Annotated in this window: 18 protein-coding genes and 1 pseudogene; 12 read left to right on the forward strand and 7 right to left on the reverse strand. The window is 60.4% G+C overall.

What is annotated here, in order from left to right; translation table 11 throughout:
• Positions 1 to 19: 19 nt before the first annotated feature.
• Positions 20 to 685, forward strand: coding sequence for a DUF2959 family protein (locus tag RBB80_RS16240; protein WP_433969388.1), 666 nt, complete (start codon positions 20 to 22; stop codon positions 683 to 685).
• Positions 686 to 878: 193 nt separating this feature from the next.
• On the opposite strand, the gene RBB80_RS16245 is transcribed toward RBB80_RS16240, so the two are convergent.
• On the reverse strand, positions 879 to 1,064 hold the full coding sequence (locus RBB80_RS16245) for a hypothetical protein (RefSeq protein ID WP_433969390.1): 186 nt from the start codon (positions 1,062 to 1,064) through the stop codon (positions 879 to 881).
• The gene (locus RBB80_RS16250; protein WP_433969392.1) at positions 1,042 to 1,440 is read right to left on the reverse strand and encodes an HdeD family acid-resistance protein; all 399 of its coding nucleotides are present in this window, start codon (positions 1,438 to 1,440) and stop codon (positions 1,042 to 1,044) included. The genes RBB80_RS16245 and RBB80_RS16250 overlap by 23 nt, the downstream gene beginning before the upstream one ends.
• 227 nt (positions 1,441 to 1,667) lie before the next feature.
• On the opposite strand from RBB80_RS16250, the gene RBB80_RS16255 reads away from it, so the two are divergent.
• The 7 genes from RBB80_RS16255 to RBB80_RS16285 all read left to right on the forward strand — a co-directional run bounded on the left by RBB80_RS16255 (position 1,668) and on the right by RBB80_RS16285 (position 7,892).
• Positions 1,668 to 3,302, forward strand: coding sequence for a GspE/PulE family protein (locus RBB80_RS16255; RefSeq protein ID WP_433969393.1), 1,635 nt, complete (start codon positions 1,668 to 1,670; stop codon positions 3,300 to 3,302).
• Positions 3,303 to 3,386: 84 nt separating this feature from the next.
• Complete coding sequence (locus tag RBB80_RS16260) at positions 3,387 to 4,061, forward strand: hypothetical protein (RefSeq protein WP_433969394.1); 675 nt, start codon at positions 3,387 to 3,389, stop codon at positions 4,059 to 4,061.
• 34 nt (positions 4,062 to 4,095) lie between these two features.
• Positions 4,096 to 4,512, forward strand: coding sequence for a hypothetical protein (locus tag RBB80_RS16265; RefSeq protein ID WP_433969395.1), 417 nt, complete (start codon positions 4,096 to 4,098; stop codon positions 4,510 to 4,512).
• Positions 4,512 to 5,273 (forward strand): PilN domain-containing protein, encoded by a 762-nt coding sequence (locus RBB80_RS16270; protein WP_433969396.1) that lies wholly within the window; start codon positions 4,512 to 4,514, stop codon positions 5,271 to 5,273. The genes RBB80_RS16265 and RBB80_RS16270 overlap by 1 nt, the downstream gene beginning before the upstream one ends.
• Positions 5,270 to 5,968 carry a hypothetical protein gene (locus RBB80_RS16275; RefSeq protein ID WP_433969398.1) on the forward strand — a complete coding sequence of 233 codons (699 nt, stop codon included), beginning with the start codon at positions 5,270 to 5,272 and terminating at the stop codon, positions 5,966 to 5,968. The genes RBB80_RS16270 and RBB80_RS16275 overlap by 4 nt, the downstream gene beginning before the upstream one ends.
• Positions 5,965 to 6,597: a hypothetical protein gene (locus tag RBB80_RS16280; protein WP_433969400.1), complete on the forward strand. Its 633-nt coding sequence runs from the start codon at positions 5,965 to 5,967 to the stop codon at positions 6,595 to 6,597. The genes RBB80_RS16275 and RBB80_RS16280 overlap by 4 nt, the downstream gene beginning before the upstream one ends.
• A gap of 23 nt (positions 6,598 to 6,620) precedes the next feature.
• A complete protein-coding gene (locus RBB80_RS16285; RefSeq protein WP_433969401.1) occupies positions 6,621 to 7,892 on the forward strand; it encodes a type II secretion system protein in 1,272 nt (423 codons plus the stop codon).
• A gap of 47 nt (positions 7,893 to 7,939) precedes the next feature.
• Here the strand turns inward: RBB80_RS16285 and RBB80_RS16290 are convergent, their stop codons facing one another.
• The 3 genes from RBB80_RS16290 to RBB80_RS16300 all read right to left on the reverse strand — a co-directional run bounded on the left by RBB80_RS16290 (position 7,940) and on the right by RBB80_RS16300 (position 10,258).
• Complete coding sequence (locus RBB80_RS16290; protein WP_433969403.1) at positions 7,940 to 9,094, reverse strand: YCF48-related protein; 1,155 nt, start codon at positions 9,092 to 9,094, stop codon at positions 7,940 to 7,942.
• 660 nt (positions 9,095 to 9,754) lie between these two features.
• Positions 9,755 to 10,030 carry a hypothetical protein gene (locus RBB80_RS16295; protein ID WP_433969405.1) on the reverse strand — a complete coding sequence of 92 codons (276 nt, stop codon included), beginning with the start codon at positions 10,028 to 10,030 and terminating at the stop codon, positions 9,755 to 9,757.
• 21 nt (positions 10,031 to 10,051) lie between these two features.
• On the reverse strand, positions 10,052 to 10,258 hold the full coding sequence (locus tag RBB80_RS16300) for a hypothetical protein (protein ID WP_433969407.1): 207 nt from the start codon (positions 10,256 to 10,258) through the stop codon (positions 10,052 to 10,054).
• A gap of 68 nt (positions 10,259 to 10,326) precedes the next feature.
• Here RBB80_RS16300 and RBB80_RS16305 point away from each other — a divergent pair, with 68 nt between their 5' ends.
• From RBB80_RS16305 to RBB80_RS16315, 3 genes are all read left to right on the forward strand, one after another.
• Complete coding sequence (locus tag RBB80_RS16305) at positions 10,327 to 10,617, forward strand: hypothetical protein (RefSeq protein WP_433969409.1); 291 nt, start codon at positions 10,327 to 10,329, stop codon at positions 10,615 to 10,617.
• A gap of 273 nt (positions 10,618 to 10,890) precedes the next feature.
• Positions 10,891 to 11,319, forward strand: a complete 429-nt coding sequence (locus RBB80_RS16310; protein WP_433969410.1) for a hypothetical protein — start codon at positions 10,891 to 10,893, stop codon at positions 11,317 to 11,319.
• An 8-nt stretch (positions 11,320 to 11,327) separates the two neighbouring features.
• Complete coding sequence (locus tag RBB80_RS16315; protein WP_433969412.1) at positions 11,328 to 11,948, forward strand: hypothetical protein; 621 nt, start codon at positions 11,328 to 11,330, stop codon at positions 11,946 to 11,948.
• A 9-nt stretch (positions 11,949 to 11,957) separates the two neighbouring features.
• On the opposite strand, the gene RBB80_RS16320 is transcribed toward RBB80_RS16315, so the two are convergent.
• Both RBB80_RS16320 and RBB80_RS16325 read right to left on the reverse strand, forming a co-directional pair.
• Positions 11,958 to 12,440 carry a penicillin acylase family protein gene (locus RBB80_RS16320; RefSeq protein WP_433969414.1) on the reverse strand — a complete coding sequence of 161 codons (483 nt, stop codon included), beginning with the start codon at positions 12,438 to 12,440 and terminating at the stop codon, positions 11,958 to 11,960.
• Positions 12,374 to 14,599, reverse strand: a complete 2,226-nt coding sequence (locus tag RBB80_RS16325) for a penicillin acylase family protein (protein WP_433969416.1) — start codon at positions 14,597 to 14,599, stop codon at positions 12,374 to 12,376. The genes RBB80_RS16320 and RBB80_RS16325 overlap by 67 nt, the downstream gene beginning before the upstream one ends.
• A 232-nt stretch (positions 14,600 to 14,831) precedes the next feature.
• Between RBB80_RS16325 and RBB80_RS16330 the strand changes: the two are divergent.
• Positions 14,832 to 15,005: pseudogene (locus RBB80_RS16330) on the forward strand (cation:proton antiporter domain-containing protein); the annotation flags it as partial.
• Positions 15,006 to 15,041: the final 36 nt, after the last annotated feature.

Below are 15,041 nucleotides of genomic sequence, written 5' to 3' on the forward strand. Positions count from 1 at the left end.
CGGGGTGAAGGAATTGAATGTGATCTCTCGGCGTTGGGTTTTGCGATGCGTCGCGGTGGTGGCTCCGCTGATATTGCTGGTTGGGTGTACCAGCTCGTACTACAAGGCGATGAAGACGTTTGGCAAGGAGAAGCGGGACATTCTGGTGTCGCGGGTGAAGGATTCGAAGAAGGATCAGCAGCAGGCGAAGGAGCAGATCAAGACGACGATGGAGTCGTTTCAGGAGCTGACGGGTTTTCAGGGTGGGTCGCTGGAGAAGAATTATAAGAAGCTGAATGGGGAGTATGAAAAAGCTGCGGACAGTGCGCAGAAGTTGCATAACCGCATCGACTCGATCGATCAGGTTTCGGGAGATCTCTTCAAGGAGTGGCAGAAGGAGATCGATGGGATGGAGAACAAGAAGCTGAAGGCGCAGTCGGCGGTGATGCTGCGGCAGTCGCGGCTGAATGAGGCGGGATACATCAAGTCGATGCGGCAGACCGAGGCGCGGATGACGCCGGTGATTACGGCGTTTCGGGATCAGGTTACGTTTTTGAAGCACAATCTGAATGCGCGGGCGATTGGGTCGTTGAAGGGGACCTCGGCGCAGATGTCGACGGATGTGGATGTGCTGATGGTGAGCCTGGATGCGTCGATCGCGCAGGCGGATGCGTTGATTGCTTCTTTGAATACGGATCAGCCTTAGAAGATACAAAAGCGCACTGCGCGTGCGGCGGTCACTTCGTGACTTGTATACGGCTTCGCGTGGTCCTCCCGTTGGTCGTAAGGATATGACGCCGACCAACGGGAGGCCCATGCTGCCGGCCCTGCCCAGACCGGTATACGCGTCACGAAGTGACCGCCTCCCGCGCAGGAGCCCGTCCGGCAGGACTCCGTCTTTAGAGACTCCGATTGAGAACGCGCTTTGCGGCGAGCGAGAGCATGAGGCGGGAGAAACCGCTGAAGATCATGCTGATACCGACCAGCGTTCCGATGACCCAGACAGTGCTCGCAGGCCAGGAGCGCCAGATCATGATGGCGAGGATCAGCGTGATGATGCCGTCAAAGGAGCCAGCTTGCGCCATGGCGAGGGCGAAGCTGGAAGGACTGGATGATCTCCACGATTCCTTCGAAGATCAGGTAAACGGCGAGGATCAGCGTCAGGACGATGAGGGCATCGAGTGGGTGCAGCAGGAGATAGACGCCGGTGAAGAGGTAGATGGCGCCGACGAGCAGCTCCCAGAGCTGGCCGCCGGTGGTGTGGGTCTTGAAGGCGAAGACGAAGTGCGTGATTCCACTGACGATCATGGCCCAGGCGAAGATGAGTGTGACCGCGAGGCCTGAGAGCGGCGGAAGAAGGATGGCGAAGAGGCCGGCCAGAATGAGCAGGATGCTGAGAGCGATGGACCAGTTAATGGCTTTTGGAGCGAGAGCGGAGAGGGACGGCAGGTAGGTGCTCATGGGGGTAGTCCTCCAAAAGACGTAGGTTGCTGAGCCCAAACGTAGTTGGGCGGAGGATACCATAAGAAGCGATTCTGCTGAATAATAGAAGATGGACGGAAGTTTCGTCTTCGGCGGATTCTGGCTTTTCTCGTGGCCGTGTTCGCGCACAAAAGAGATCGTTTGAACACACCGTGAATGACGCGAAGGTGTGAGTGACGGTTGGTTATAAGGGGAGTCTTACGACTATGGCAGTGGCACCGTTGGCAATACCGATTAATGAAGCAGGGATGGGCGAGGTGGAGCGCGCGCAGTTGCTGGCGCGACGCTATCGTGCCGATTTCGTGGACCTGAAGAATTTCAAGATCTCGCATGAGCTGTTTAAGAGCGTGCCGGTGGACATGATGTTCCGGTACAACTTCGTGCCGCTGGAGCAGATGGAGGGCAAGCTCGCGATTGCGGTGTCCGATCCTTCCAAGCTGATGGTGCTGGACGAGATTTCGGGGTTGCTGGGACAACGGCTGGTGACGCGGGTGGCGACACTGAGCCAGATTACCGAACTGTTGAAGAAGACCGAGCAGAGCCAGCGCGTGCTCGATGAGGCCAGTGAAGGTTTGGCGTTCGATGTGTTGTCTGGAGAGGACAACCAGGATTCGAATATCTCGATCGAGCGGCTGACGAGCGAAGACGATATCTCGCCGATTATCCGGCTGGTTGATACGACGATCTTTACGGCGTTGGAGCGGCGCGCCTCGGATATTCACCTCGAGACGTTCGATGATTCTCTGCTGGTGAAGTACCGCATCGACGGCGTGCTGCAGCAGGCGATGGCTCCGATTGCGCGAGAGCATCATCAGACGATTCTGTCGCGTATCAAGGTCATGAGCGAGCTGGATATTGCGGAGCGGCGCGTGCCGCAGGATGGACGTTTCCGTGTTCGGTACAAGGGCAGACTGATCGACTTCCGTGTGTCGATTATGCCGACCGTGCATGGCGAGAATGCTGTGCTGCGTGTGCTCGATAAAGAGTCGATGTCGGAAAAGTTTAAGTCGCTGTCGCTGGATGTCGTGGGGTTTGCGGCCAACGATCTGGAACGGTTTCGGCGGTATATCAAAGAGCCGTATGGCATGGTGCTGGTGACGGGGCCGACGGGTTCGGGTAAGACGACGACTCTTTACGCTGCGTTGAACGAGATCAAATCCGAAGAAGATAAAATCATCACGATTGAAGACCCGGTCGAGTATCAGATTCGCGGGATCACGCAGATTCCGGTGAATGAGAAGAAGGGTTTGACATTTGCGCGAGGGCTGCGGTCGATTCTGCGGCATGATCCGGACAAGATCCTGGTCGGAGAGATCCGCGATGCCGAGACGGCGCAGATTGCCATCAACTCGGCGTTGACGGGGCACCTTGTGTTTACGACGGTGCACGCGAATAACGTGGTCGACGTGCTGGGCCGGTTTTTGAACATGGGCGTTGAACCTTATAACTTTGTTTCGGCGCTGAACTGCATTCTGGCGCAGCGGCTGGTGCGGCAGGTTTGTGAATTTTGCGTGAGAGATGTGCACTACAGCGACGCCGAGCTGTTGGCAAGCGGACTGGATCTGCACGAGTGGCGCGGGTTCAACTTCCGCGAAGGGCCTGGATGTATTGAGTGCGGCGGGACGGGGTATCGCGGACGGTCGGCGATCCATGAGCTGCTGGAGCTGGACGACGAGATTCGCGAGATGCTGCTGGCGAAGAAGCCGGGAAGCGAGATTCGTAAGAAGGCCAAGCAAAAGGGGATGGCTTTTCTGCGGGATTCGGCGCTGGAGAGAGTAAGAGATGGGATTACAACGCTGAAAGAGATCAACAAGGTTACGTTTATCGAGGCGGGACGGTAGGCGGGCGGCGGAAACACGATCTGCCACCGTGCACCACGATGGTGACGTAGTGGCAATCGATAGAGCAAGGTAGTCTAGGACGGAATGGAAATTTTACCGAAGACATTGGGCACGCGGCCGCGGCTGGCGGTTGAAGTTCGCGCAGAGGGCGTTGTCGCGGCGCGGGCCGAGGATGCGACTGCTCTGCTGACCTCTGTGGCACGAGTGGATCTGGCGAATGGTGCGTTGGCTCCTGGGTTGAAGCCAGGCAACGTCGTCGATAAGACCTGTGTGTCGTTAGCGGTGCGCAAGGCGCTGGACGCCGTTTCGGGGCGGGGATCATCGGATCGGCCGGAGCGCGGCGCGGGTCGGCTGCGGGATGTGACGCTGGTGGTGCCGGATTCGGCGGTGCGTGTGCTGTTTCTGGACTTCGATCAGCTTCCCACCAAGGTGGCGGAGGCATTGCCTCTGGTGCGGTTTCGTTTGAAGAAGCTGCTGCCCTTCGACGCCGATGATGCGATGGTGAGCTACCAGGTAATGTCGAGCGAGAAGGGAACGGTCAAACTGCTGGCGGTTGCGATGCCGAAGGCTGTGCTCGAGGAGTATGAGGCCATGGTGCTTGGCGCGGGGTATCAGCCGGGTGCGGTGCTCCCGAGTACGTTGGCAGCGCTGGCGGGACTTGAAGAGACGCCGTCGCCGGTGCTGGTGGTGAACGCCGGGCTGGGTTCGGTGACGACGGCGATTGTGCAGGGGGAGTTCTGCTGCTGCATCGTTCGGTAGATATGGGCGCGGGGGTGGTGCTCCGGTTGAACTTGTGGAGAGCGCGGTCCCGTTGGTGGACCGGGAGAGTTCGGTGCAGGAGTGGGCGCAGCAGGAGCCGCTGGGGCCGGAGGGATGGGGTCGGTTCGATGCGCCGTCTGCGGTGTCGCCTTCGGTGATGAACTCGGCTCTGGTGCGGGAGATTGAGGCCCAGGCAGCAGCGCGAGAAGTAGCGCAGGCGGTGAGCGTGGCGGCGGCGTACTTTGAGGATTCGTTGCAGTCGGCTCCGGGGCAGTTGCTGATGGCGGGAACGCTGGATGTGGAAACGCTGACGACGGCGGCCGAAGAGAACGGGCTGGAGGGCTTGCGGGTGCGCGAGATGATGGATTCAGGAATGATGGAGGCGGGAGCAGTGACGGCGAGTGTGCCGCGAGGCTGGCTGGCCGGCGTCCGGGGAGCGCTGAAGAACTGATGCGGATCTCTGTCAATCTTGCGAATCGACCGTTTATTGAACTGAGGCCGCTGTTTGCGAAGCTTCGGCTGGCGATGGTAGTGCTGGCTCTGCTGGCGGTGGGGTTGGGGTTTGCTCTGCGCTCGCTGAATGCCAAGGCCCGCGTTGCGCAGGCGCAGATGGACGCCCTGAAGGCGAAGACGCAGAGGTATCAGCATGAGCGTCAGGCGAACGAAGCGAGGATGCACCAGCCGCAGAACATGGCTGTGCTGGATCGGTCGCGTTTTCTGAACCAGATGTTTGCTGAAAAGAGTTTTAGTTGGACGGCCGTGATGATGGATCTCGAGAAGGTGCTGCCGGTTGGCGTTCAGGTGACCAGCATCGATCCGGCGATAACGAAGGAAGGCGATGTGAACATCCGGCTGCGGGTGAGCGGGGATCGCGACAAGGCCGTGCAGCTGGTAAGAAATCTGGAGACGTCGCAACGGTTCCTTTCGCCGAGGCTTGCTTCCGAACAGGCGCAGACACAGGAAGGCAACCGGAACGCGGCGCAGGTGATGGCTCCCGGAGCGGTGCAGTTCGATGTGTTGAGTGGATATAACCCGCTGCCGGAGACATCGACGAAAGACGTCGGGGCGAAGGGCAAGGGCGGTGCAGCGGAGGCTGATTCGTCCGCGGACGTGCCGAAGAAGAAGAGGACGACGGGTCCGAAGAGCGCCTCTCCTGCGTCTCCAAAAACCGGCGTGGCGAAGGCTCCGGCGCAGAAGGGACCAACGCGATGACGACGGTAGCCGAGAAGAAGCGAACCGCAGTTGCGGCGAAGCAATGGGCCGAGAAGGCGAGCCGTCTGGGCACGCTGAAGAACTTCCATATTGCGGGGGTGGTGGCGTTGGGGCTGGTGAATCTTTACCTGCTGGCGCATATGGCCTTCGCGTGGCGCGCGGCGAACAGCCAGAATGCGGCTGCGTTGGCGGACCAGATGGTACAGATGAAGACGGCGGAGATTGCAAAACAGCCATTGGAAGGTTTGGACGAGAAGCTGGCACAGGCCACGAAGGATGCTGACAAGTTCTACAAACAGCGCCTGCCCTTTGCGGACTCCCAGGTGGCGGGGGAGGTCGGTGCATTGGCGAAGAAGCAAGGTGTGAAGTTGACGCGGGTGCAGTACGCGCACTCCCCAGTGATGGATGGGACCGTCGGCGCACTGACTGAGGCGCGAATGGATGCGAGTTTGAGCGGGGACTACCGGCCGCTGGTGCTCTTTATCAACTCGCTGGAGCGGGACAAGATGTACTTCCTGATCACCGGCCTCACGTTGACTGGACAGCAGAGCGGGACGGTCGGGCTGAGGCTGCGACTGACGACTTACCTGCGTTCGCCGGTAGGGACGGAAGGCTCGGAGAAGAGTGTGGCTGGTGCAGGGGAGAAGGCCGCTGACAGCACCGCGGAAGGACCTGCGGCGGGAGGCAAGCGATGATGCGCCTGACTGCGGATCAACAGAAGAAGGGCGCTGCGATCGGTGCGTTCGTGCTGGTTGCGGCTGGGGTCTTGTACTACGAACTGCGTGATGACAGTCCCGCGCCGGTCGCACCGCCTGTCGTCGTTACTGCTCCGGCGAGGTCTGCACCTGTTGCGGTGGCGGGCGTTGCGGTGCCATCAGGGAACGTCGCGGGCGCGGCCGCAAAGAAGCTGGGGACGACCTCGGCGCAGCTTGATCCGACCCTGCGAATGGATGCGATGCTGGTGACCGAGTCGCTGGTGTACTCGGGCAGTGGGCGGAATATATTCTCGGCGAACTCTGCCCCGATTGATATCCCAAAGCCGATTGTGCCAGTCAGAACGGTGAAGGCTCCGCCGCCGGGTCCGCCGCCACCTCCACCGGGTCCGCCGCCACCGCCTCCGATCGATTTGAAGTTCTTTGGTACCGCGACCGCAGCGAACGGAACACGCAGGGCGTTTCTGTTGCACGGAGAGGATGTGTTTCTGGCCTCCGATGGCGATATCGTGCAGCGGCGGTATAGGGTGGTAACGATCTCGGCCAACTCCGTGCAGGTGGAGGATATGGCGAACAGCAATACGCAGACGCTGCCGTTGTTGGCGCGGTGAGACTGTTGCTCGAGGTAGATGCGATGAGGAAACTTCGCTCCGGTCTTCGGCTTGATAAGCGCAATCTGCGTGAGTGCGCGAAGGGTGATCTGCGCGTCGGTGATCTGCGCGTCGGTGAGCGACACGTCGGTGATCTGCACGTCGGTGAGCGACAAGGTGAGCAGGGCTTTATGCTCGTGGGGCTGATCGTCGCGATCTTCATCATTCTGCTGGTGCTGGGGATCGCGGCTCCGAAGATGGCGCAGGGGCTAAGGCGCGAGCGTGAGGTGGAGGCGGTGCATCGCGGAAACCAGTACGTGCGGGCGATCCAGCTCTACTACCGCAAGAACAACTCCTATCCGGGCACGATGGATGCACTGGCGAAGGGAACTCCTGTGAAGTATCTGCGACAGGAGTACGTGGACCCTTTCACGGGCAAGGCGGATTGGCGGTTGATTCACGTCGGCGAGGCGAAGACTACTGTGAAGGGATTCTTTGGGAAGCCGTTGACGGGCATTGCACCGGGGTTGGGATCGGCCGCGAACCTGGCATCCCCTGGCGCGGCGGGCGCAGGAGCCTCAGGTTCCCCGTCGTCCTATGGATCTTCGAGCAGCAGCGCATTCGGTTCGTCCGGGTCGGGGTCAAGCGCCTTTGGTGGCTCGTCAGGAACTACGTTGGGGGGAACAAGCTCCGCCGGGACTACTTTGGGTGCCACCACGGGAGCCGGGACTTCAAGCCCGGGTGCGAGCGGGGCGACAGGATCTACAGGAGGGACGGACAGCTCGGGAACTGCCTCGACTGGGACCGGGACCGGCACTAACAGCACATTGGGATCTGCGACTGGGATTGCGAGCCAATCGTCCGGTGGTTTTTCGAGTGGTGGAGCGCCGTTCGTCGGCGTGGGGATTCCGAAAGAGGGAATCTCGATCAAGGTGCTGAATGAGCAGACGTCGTACAACACGTGGGAGTTTATCTACGATCCTCGGATTGAACAGATGAAGGCCGCTGCAGCTCTACTGGGCGGAGGGAACCAGGGACTTGGATCGGCCGGCGGACTGAACTCAGGCGTTGGTGGTGCCGGGACCGGAACCTCTGGGTATGGATCGTCAGGTAGTTCGGGCTTCGGCTCTTCGCCTAGTTCCGGATTTGGGTCTTCGCCCAGCTCAGGATTTGGATCGTCGCCGAGTTCTGGATTCGGATCGTCGCCGAGTTCTGGATTCGGATCGTCGCCGAGTTCTGGATTCGGATCATCTCCGACATCCGGCACACAAGGGAATGGCACAACCACTCCGACTACGCCACAGCAGCCTCAGTAATCTTTTGCGCGCCGATGTTGCCTGGGAAGTCGTCAGCTGCTTGGCGACTACTGTTTCTTTGCTGCCACTAACTTTAAATCGATGGTGCGAAGGCGGCCGATACGTCCATGCGGGCCTACGACGAACGGAAGCGAGAGTGCGTTCCAGTTTTTGTCGGCATCCGCAGGATCAGTAGATGAGGGTGTAAGTGGGCGCCAGTTTTTGCCGTCGTCGGTGGAGATATCGGTGCCGTTAGGGCCTATAGTGATCCAAAGTTTCTGGGTGGGGTCGTAGGCCACAGAGGAGCGATAACCGTGGGGCGGGGCTTTGGACGCAGTCCAGGTGTTGCCACCGTCTTCGGATGTGGCAGCAGTGTCTGAGGCTTGCTCAGGCTTATCGTAGGTACCTCCGACCGCGACGAGCGTGATTTTGGAGACACCGCTTTTGGTGGGGCTCATGCGGGTCGCGAGAGAGAAGAGGCCAGAGGTAGCACCTGCGGCAGCCATGGGGACCTCGGCTCGTGTCCATTCAATGGTGCAGGTGAGAGGGGGTGCTTTGGGTTTATCTGGCGGTGGAACGCATTTGGCTCGAGTGGAGTAAACGTGCGGGAGTGTTGTGGTACCGGCGCTCGATCCCGTACCGAAAAACAGAAATGGCCCGCTCGATGTTAGTGCGGAATTGCTCGCGGCGAAGGCCCCGTCTCCCGGAGAGGCTCCACGACCGGGGTCGTTGGCGATGAACCAATTATCTCCACCGTCGTCGGTGAAAAACATTGCGAACTTGCCGTCCACGGGATCTCCCAGAAGGTAAGCCGTTCTGGCATCGGTAATGCGAAGCGTGTCCCAGAACCCGCCAGCATCGGGATTGGTGAAGACTAATTTCCACGTCTGGCAGCCGTCGTTGGTTTTGAAGAGGCGGGATTGATCGCCGGGGCCGCTGGACATGACGATGGCGGCGTTTTCGTCGAAGGCCTGGACGCCGCGGAAGTCGAGCTTCTCCGCTCCGGGTGGAATGGTGCAGGTCTGCCAGAGGTAGCCTCCGTCTTCGGTGCGCAGCACAGTGCCATTGGTACCGCTGGCCCATGCGACTCCTCCACCAACGTTGTGGATGCCGCGCAGGCTAGCGGTGGTGTGGGACTCTTCGATATCCCATTGAGCGGAGGCGAAGCTTGCGGCTTGGGTCGTTGCGAGAGTGAGGGCCAGAAGAAGGTGAGTGGATCGCATCTGCTGACTAGTGTATGACGGGCTTCGGCAGCGACCGGGTGTAGGGTGGTGATTGGGTTCGACGAAGGAACAGTCCTGTTTCGTTCGATCGCCACTCCTTTTATCTCACCAATAGAATTGGCCGGGACCCCGGTTTGCGATGAGAGTGCAAAGGGGACCCGGCCGTTGTGTGCTGACTCGCTGCGATGCGTCGTTGAGGTATTACACCTTCTGCTGCCAGAGGCCGAGCGGTGCTCCGGTGGGGTCGCTGATAACGCTGAACCAGCCCATGTTCGGCACCTCCTGAACGTCCACGTGGACATTCGCGCCGAGGCCCGCGGCTTTTTTGTAGCTGCGTGAACGTCATCGACTGCGACGTAGGGCAGCCAGGCTGACGGCGCTCCGGGGACGGGCTGTGTCATCATGCCGCCGCCGGGGCCGGCGCCCTCGGGTTTGAAGGTGGAGTACATCATGCCACCGCCCATATCCATGTCGGTGATCGTCCAGCCGAACATGTTCGCGTAGAAGGTTTTGGCTTTCGTGACGTCGGTGCTGCCTAGTTCCAGGTGACAGAAGGGGTGTGCCATTCAGTTGTCCTCTTTTTCAGGATGGTGTTTCGCGGCCCGCGTGCACGCAAAGGATTTTACTCGGAAACGGTTTACAGGGTTGTGACACCATTCTTCAAAGAGTGGAAGCCTGCGATCCCCGGAGGAGTTCCATGATGAGACGCGTTGGATGGATCGGAGTGCTGAGTCTGATAGGCGCTGGGATGGGCGCGGCGAGGACGGCAGCGCAGAACGGGACAAACCATAACGGCGGCTCGACCTCCGGAACGTCGTATAAGCGGCAGCAACCGGCACCGGCACCGAGGAGAGCACCTGCAGCGGGGACGAAGGTGGCGCCGGCGAATGTGCAGAAGCAGCCGTCGGTGCAGCCGCAGCCGACAGGTACACTCAAGCCGCTGCAGACGCTTCCTAATCAATCACCATCGGCGAGTACGTCGGCGAAGGGAGCGTTGGCCACTGTTCCGGCGCAGCCGTCCGCATCTGCGCCAGCGGCGAACCCCTCCGACCAGATGCACATGAACTGGCAACCGACCGGGACGAGAACAACTGGATCGGACTCGGCGCCGACACCGACACCTACACCTACACCTACACCTACACCTACACCTACACGAGACACGACGGGAGGCTCGACCGGGTCGGGAGTGATTGGGTCAAATTCGCCGCCAGGGATTGCACAAAACCCGAATGCTTCAGGGGAGGTTCGAAGGAGTCGCCGGGGATTGGATCGAACTCCCCGCCATCAACGACAAAAGATCCGCCGCCTACTGGTTTGTATACCCGGCAGCCTCCGCGCTGGCCGCCGAAGGGATCGCCGACACCGGCCCCGACGTATCCGCGACACCCTCCGAAGACACCACCGCCGGTGATTCCGTCGTATGGGGTGATTCCGCCGTATGGATATCGGCCGCTGCCGCCGCCACAGATCACTTCGCAGGTGCCGGGTTTGCCGCCCCTGCAGACTGTGCAGCCGTCTGACAGCGGACAACATCCGCAAATGCCGCAGAATGCGCCGACGCCAGCAGGGCCGACACCAGCAGGGCCGACACCGAGCGCGTCGCCGTCGACGGCTCAGAATTCAGACGCGCCGTCAGGAAATGCACCGACGCCACCGCCTCAAGCGCCGTCGAGTCCGGATCATTCAAAGAGCATTCCTGAGATCGGATCGCCGTCGCGCGGGCAGGGTCCGATTCTCCTCTGGTTCCACCGACGGTCGCTCTGACCTTAACTCCTAAGCCCCTTCGACCGGTGGTGGGAGGAAAGATCGTCGTGGTGCCGGCGTTGACGCCGTCGCAGGAGGGGACGAGTTACCAACTGGACTGGGGCGACGGTTCGGCGAAGGAGACCGTAAGCGAGTCGGGCACGCATCGTTATGCGAAGCCGAAGTTATACAAGGTATCGGCCAGGGCCAGGGTGGGGAACAGCGAGTTCAACCGTGAGATTCTGCTGCAGGTCGGGCCTGCCATCTGGCCGCGGGTTGCGGTGCTGCTTACGACAATCGCCGGAGTGGGTCTCTTTGGTCTGCACACGCTGCTGAAGGTGACTACAGGCTGCCGCTGGGACGTGCCGAAGATGAAGTTGTTAGGCAGAGAGACGTATGTGTCGCTGAGTTTTGTTCCTGCTGTTGGGCCCGCTGAAGAGCGCATCACCTTTTCAAAGAAGAGACGCAGGTCCGGATAGGAGCAGCGATGACAGAGACGGCCGAGGAGAACAGAACGAAAGAAGCGACCGCAGTTCTTACCGAGAATATGAGCATAGGCGATCTGTTTTCGCTCGTCTCAGGCGGCGAGGCGGAGACCGACCTGAAGGCGGGGCTCGGTGCGGAGGAGTTGACGGATCTGCGCAAGAAGGTCCCGAAGATGATCTCCTGGAGCAGCGTGCAGGAGGGTGTGGCCGATTCGCTGGCGGAGGCGATGCATGTAAGCGTGTTGGCAACGCTGGCGAACGGATGGAAGCATTACTCGAAGTTTATGCAAGACGTGCGGCAGAGCCGGAGCAACCCGGAGATGGAGATTGTTTCAGCGATCGCCGACCACTCGATCCACTCTACCCTGCACCCGTATGTGGATGTCCGGCTGGCAGGAGTGAAGGTTCACGAGATCGCGTTCGATGTCGGACTCGTGACTACGATACGGGGGTTGCTGTTGAGTTTGAAGAAGGGCGAGATCGTCTCGGTAGAGCTTGGAGAGTGCGAGTGGTCCGGCAAGATTGCGGTGGCGGAGGTGGATGTGCTGGAGCGAAAGCTCAAGAAGTTGAAGCTTCCCGGGCATCTTCGCCTGCAGCATGGCATTGCGATTCCTCTCAGTTGAGACGGATCGCTACTTCGGAGTGAGCGTCAGGGTGTGGGTTGTTGCCGCATCGACTGCGGCATGGCTGAAGGGCAGGGGAAACGTGGTGCCGTGATACCAGGCGGGCCACTGATCCATAAACCACGCGCTCAGAGGGTTGGAGGATTCGCCGAGGACGACGTTCAGAGTGCTGTGGTCGAGTTCGGAGAGGTCGGCTGTGAAGCGCTCGGAGGGGCCGAAGCTGTGGCCTACCTGCTTGACGGTGACGTCGTCGCCGCTTTGAGGCTGGGGGCCGGGGCTGGTGGGCAGGCCGAGGACGCGCTCAAGGATCGGAGACTGACTGTAGATGGGGTGTTCGATGTCGATGGGACGGAACTCGCCGTAGTGCCACCTGGAGAGATCGGCTGGAGCGTGGTTGTCGGCGAGGGCTTTCGAGACGGCGGCGGTCAGCAGGTCGTCCCAGGTGGAGTAGGCCGGGGAAGCCAGCGGCTGGGGGTGTGCATGATGAGCCACTCTTCCGCGTAAGACTTGTTGCCCCAGGTGTAGAGAGCGGCTCCCGTGCGGTGAACTCCGGCCTGGAGATCCGATTTTGTTTCAGGTTGGGACTTCAGTTGCGGGTCAAGCAGAAGCGGCCACAGTGCGGCGCGAGTGGCAACGACGATGGCCGGGGCCGCGGCGTCCGCGTCCATGCTGCCGTTCCAGTCACGGAGGAGATCCGCCGCCTGATGAAGACGTTTCGCGGCGATCTTGTCCGCAGTGAACTCGGCTTTGGTGGTGTGATCGATGGCATAGGCGAGACGCTGAGCGATGACATGGTCAACATCGGAGTAGACGTCGGTCTGGAGCGCGAGCATGTCTGCGGAGGTGAGGTGGTCTTTGGTCTCGGCCGCGCGCGCCGTCAGGACCTTCCAGATGCGCTCGTTGCGGTAGGGGGCGGCCCAGTTGAGGGTGATGGGGTAGGGGTAGTCGTCGCTTGTAACGCGAGCGTTCGCGGTGGCTAGAATGCCGTTCGGCGGGTCGGTCGCCCGCGGAAGATTGTCATAGGGAATCGTGCCAACCCACTCCTGCGCCGGGTCGAGCGCGTCGGCGGGAACCGGGCTGATAGGACTTGGCGTAACGATGTTGCCGCGAATCGGGATCTTTCCGACGGCATGGTAGCCGATGTGGCCCTGGTCGTCCGCATAGACGACATTCTGCGCAGGGCCGCCAAAGCTCGAGAAGGCAGAGACGAGGCCAACGCCGTCGGTTGCCGTATCCATGGCCAAAAAAGACGGCGTGATGTTTGCGGGGTCGTAGATCGTCCAGCGGAGGGAGAGGCTGCGCTTCTCGCTGGGAAAGATGCCTGAGATGACAGGCGTATTCACGCCGCCATGCTGTGTCGCAGGCACATCGAGAACAACGTCCTTCGCTCCTTTGACGTGGATGATCTCCTGCTGATGAATCACCGCATGCCAGGTATTGTCCGGCGTTTGATACTCCATCGTGTCGCCACTACCACGCGTGTGCTCGATGTAGACATCCTGCACCTCAGCGCCGAGATTCGTAAATCCCCACGCAACATGGGCGTTGTGGCCGACGATGATAAACGGCACGCCGGGCAGTGAGACACCGGAGACGTGCAGATCCCCATTGGGTGCCGGTGCTTCAAGATCCGCCTCATACCAGATCCCGGGAATATTATGCGCAAGGTGCATGTCGTTCGAGAGCAGCGGCTTGCCTGTAGCCGTGTGAGCACCCGAGACGACCCAGTCGTTCGACCCCGCAAAGCATCCTTCGCAGACGGGATTTTTGAGTGTCCGCTGTAAGGCGAGCAGATCGTCGGGACTCGCAGTAGAAAGCGCCGGTATCCGAAGTTTCGTTTGCGATTCGTCCAGCGGAATATCTGGAATATCCTGCTGTGGCGCAGTCAGATCGACCAGAGGCTGAGCAGGCGGATGGTCGCGCCACGAGCCCACAGGATACAGGTCGCCAACCAGATGCGAAGGGAGTTGCGACGTGAGCGCCTCGCGATTCAACTCCTGCGGAAAGCTGTTTGTTAGATCCTGAAACATCACCAGGCCGATCAGCAGGCTGTCCCGCGGAGTCCATGGCGCAGGCACATAGCGCAGCAGTCGAAACTCGAGCGGCAGATGAGCGCTCTGGTCGGCGATCGACGCATTGACGCCAGTTGCATAGCGCTCCAGCAGATGAAGCTGATCTGCCGGCAGAGTAGCCAGCGCACGGTCGGCGGCTGCGCGAATCTGCAGGGTGCGCTGAGCACGGTCGTGTTCAAGCAGAGGCGAACCAAGTATCTCCGCGAGGTTGCCCGCGGCGTGTCGGCGCAGTGCGTCCATCTGCCACAGCCGGTCCTGCGCGGTCACATACCCCTGCGCCGTCACGAGATCGTCCAGCGAACTCGCTCGAAGATGAGGAACCCCGTGGCCGTCGCGCTGAACCGAGACAGAAGCGGACAACCCGGAGACGGAGATCGCGCCATCCACCTGCGGGAGAGCATCGTGCATCGCCTGGCGAGTCCAATGGCGCGCATAGAAAAAACCAAACGCGCCGAAAAACACGACAAGCAAAGTAAAAATAACGATGAGTCGATAAAAGATCCGGCTGCGTTGAACCCGCAGCGCGGTGCGGGCTTCTTCCGGGGAGTCTGCTGCGGCGATCGATTCGTACGGGTTCATGGGCCTTGATCGAAGTGTAAATGGAGAGCGGGAATCTGCGCGCCACTCGACATCGCCTCGCGCGTGTAATTTAATCTGGTTTACTTAGCACAGTTTCAGAGACACTGGACGTAATTTCATTCGCAACGCGATGCCGGACCGCAACGAGGGCGTTATGGAAGCTGGATCCAGTCTGCATGCTGTCGAGACAGTCATTCTTCTGCTGCTGGTTCTGGTCGCGGGCTTTGCGGCCATGGCGCGGCGGCTTAAGGTGCCGTATCCAATCGTGCTGGTGCTGGCCGGGCTGATTATCAGCTTCCTGCCGCGTATGCCGCGTGTTCCGCTCGATCCGGACATTGTCTTTGTCGTCTTTCTGCCGCCGCTGTTGTATGCATCCGCGTGGTGGATGTCCTGGCGTGAGTTTCGCCGCAATGCAATAGTGATCGGCATGCTGGCGTTCGGT

Origin of the sequence: Tunturiibacter gelidiferens (assembly GCF_051013345.1) — a bacterium.
In the GTDB taxonomy this organism is placed as follows: domain Bacteria; phylum Acidobacteriota; class Terriglobia; order Terriglobales; family Acidobacteriaceae; genus Edaphobacter; species Edaphobacter gelidiferens_A.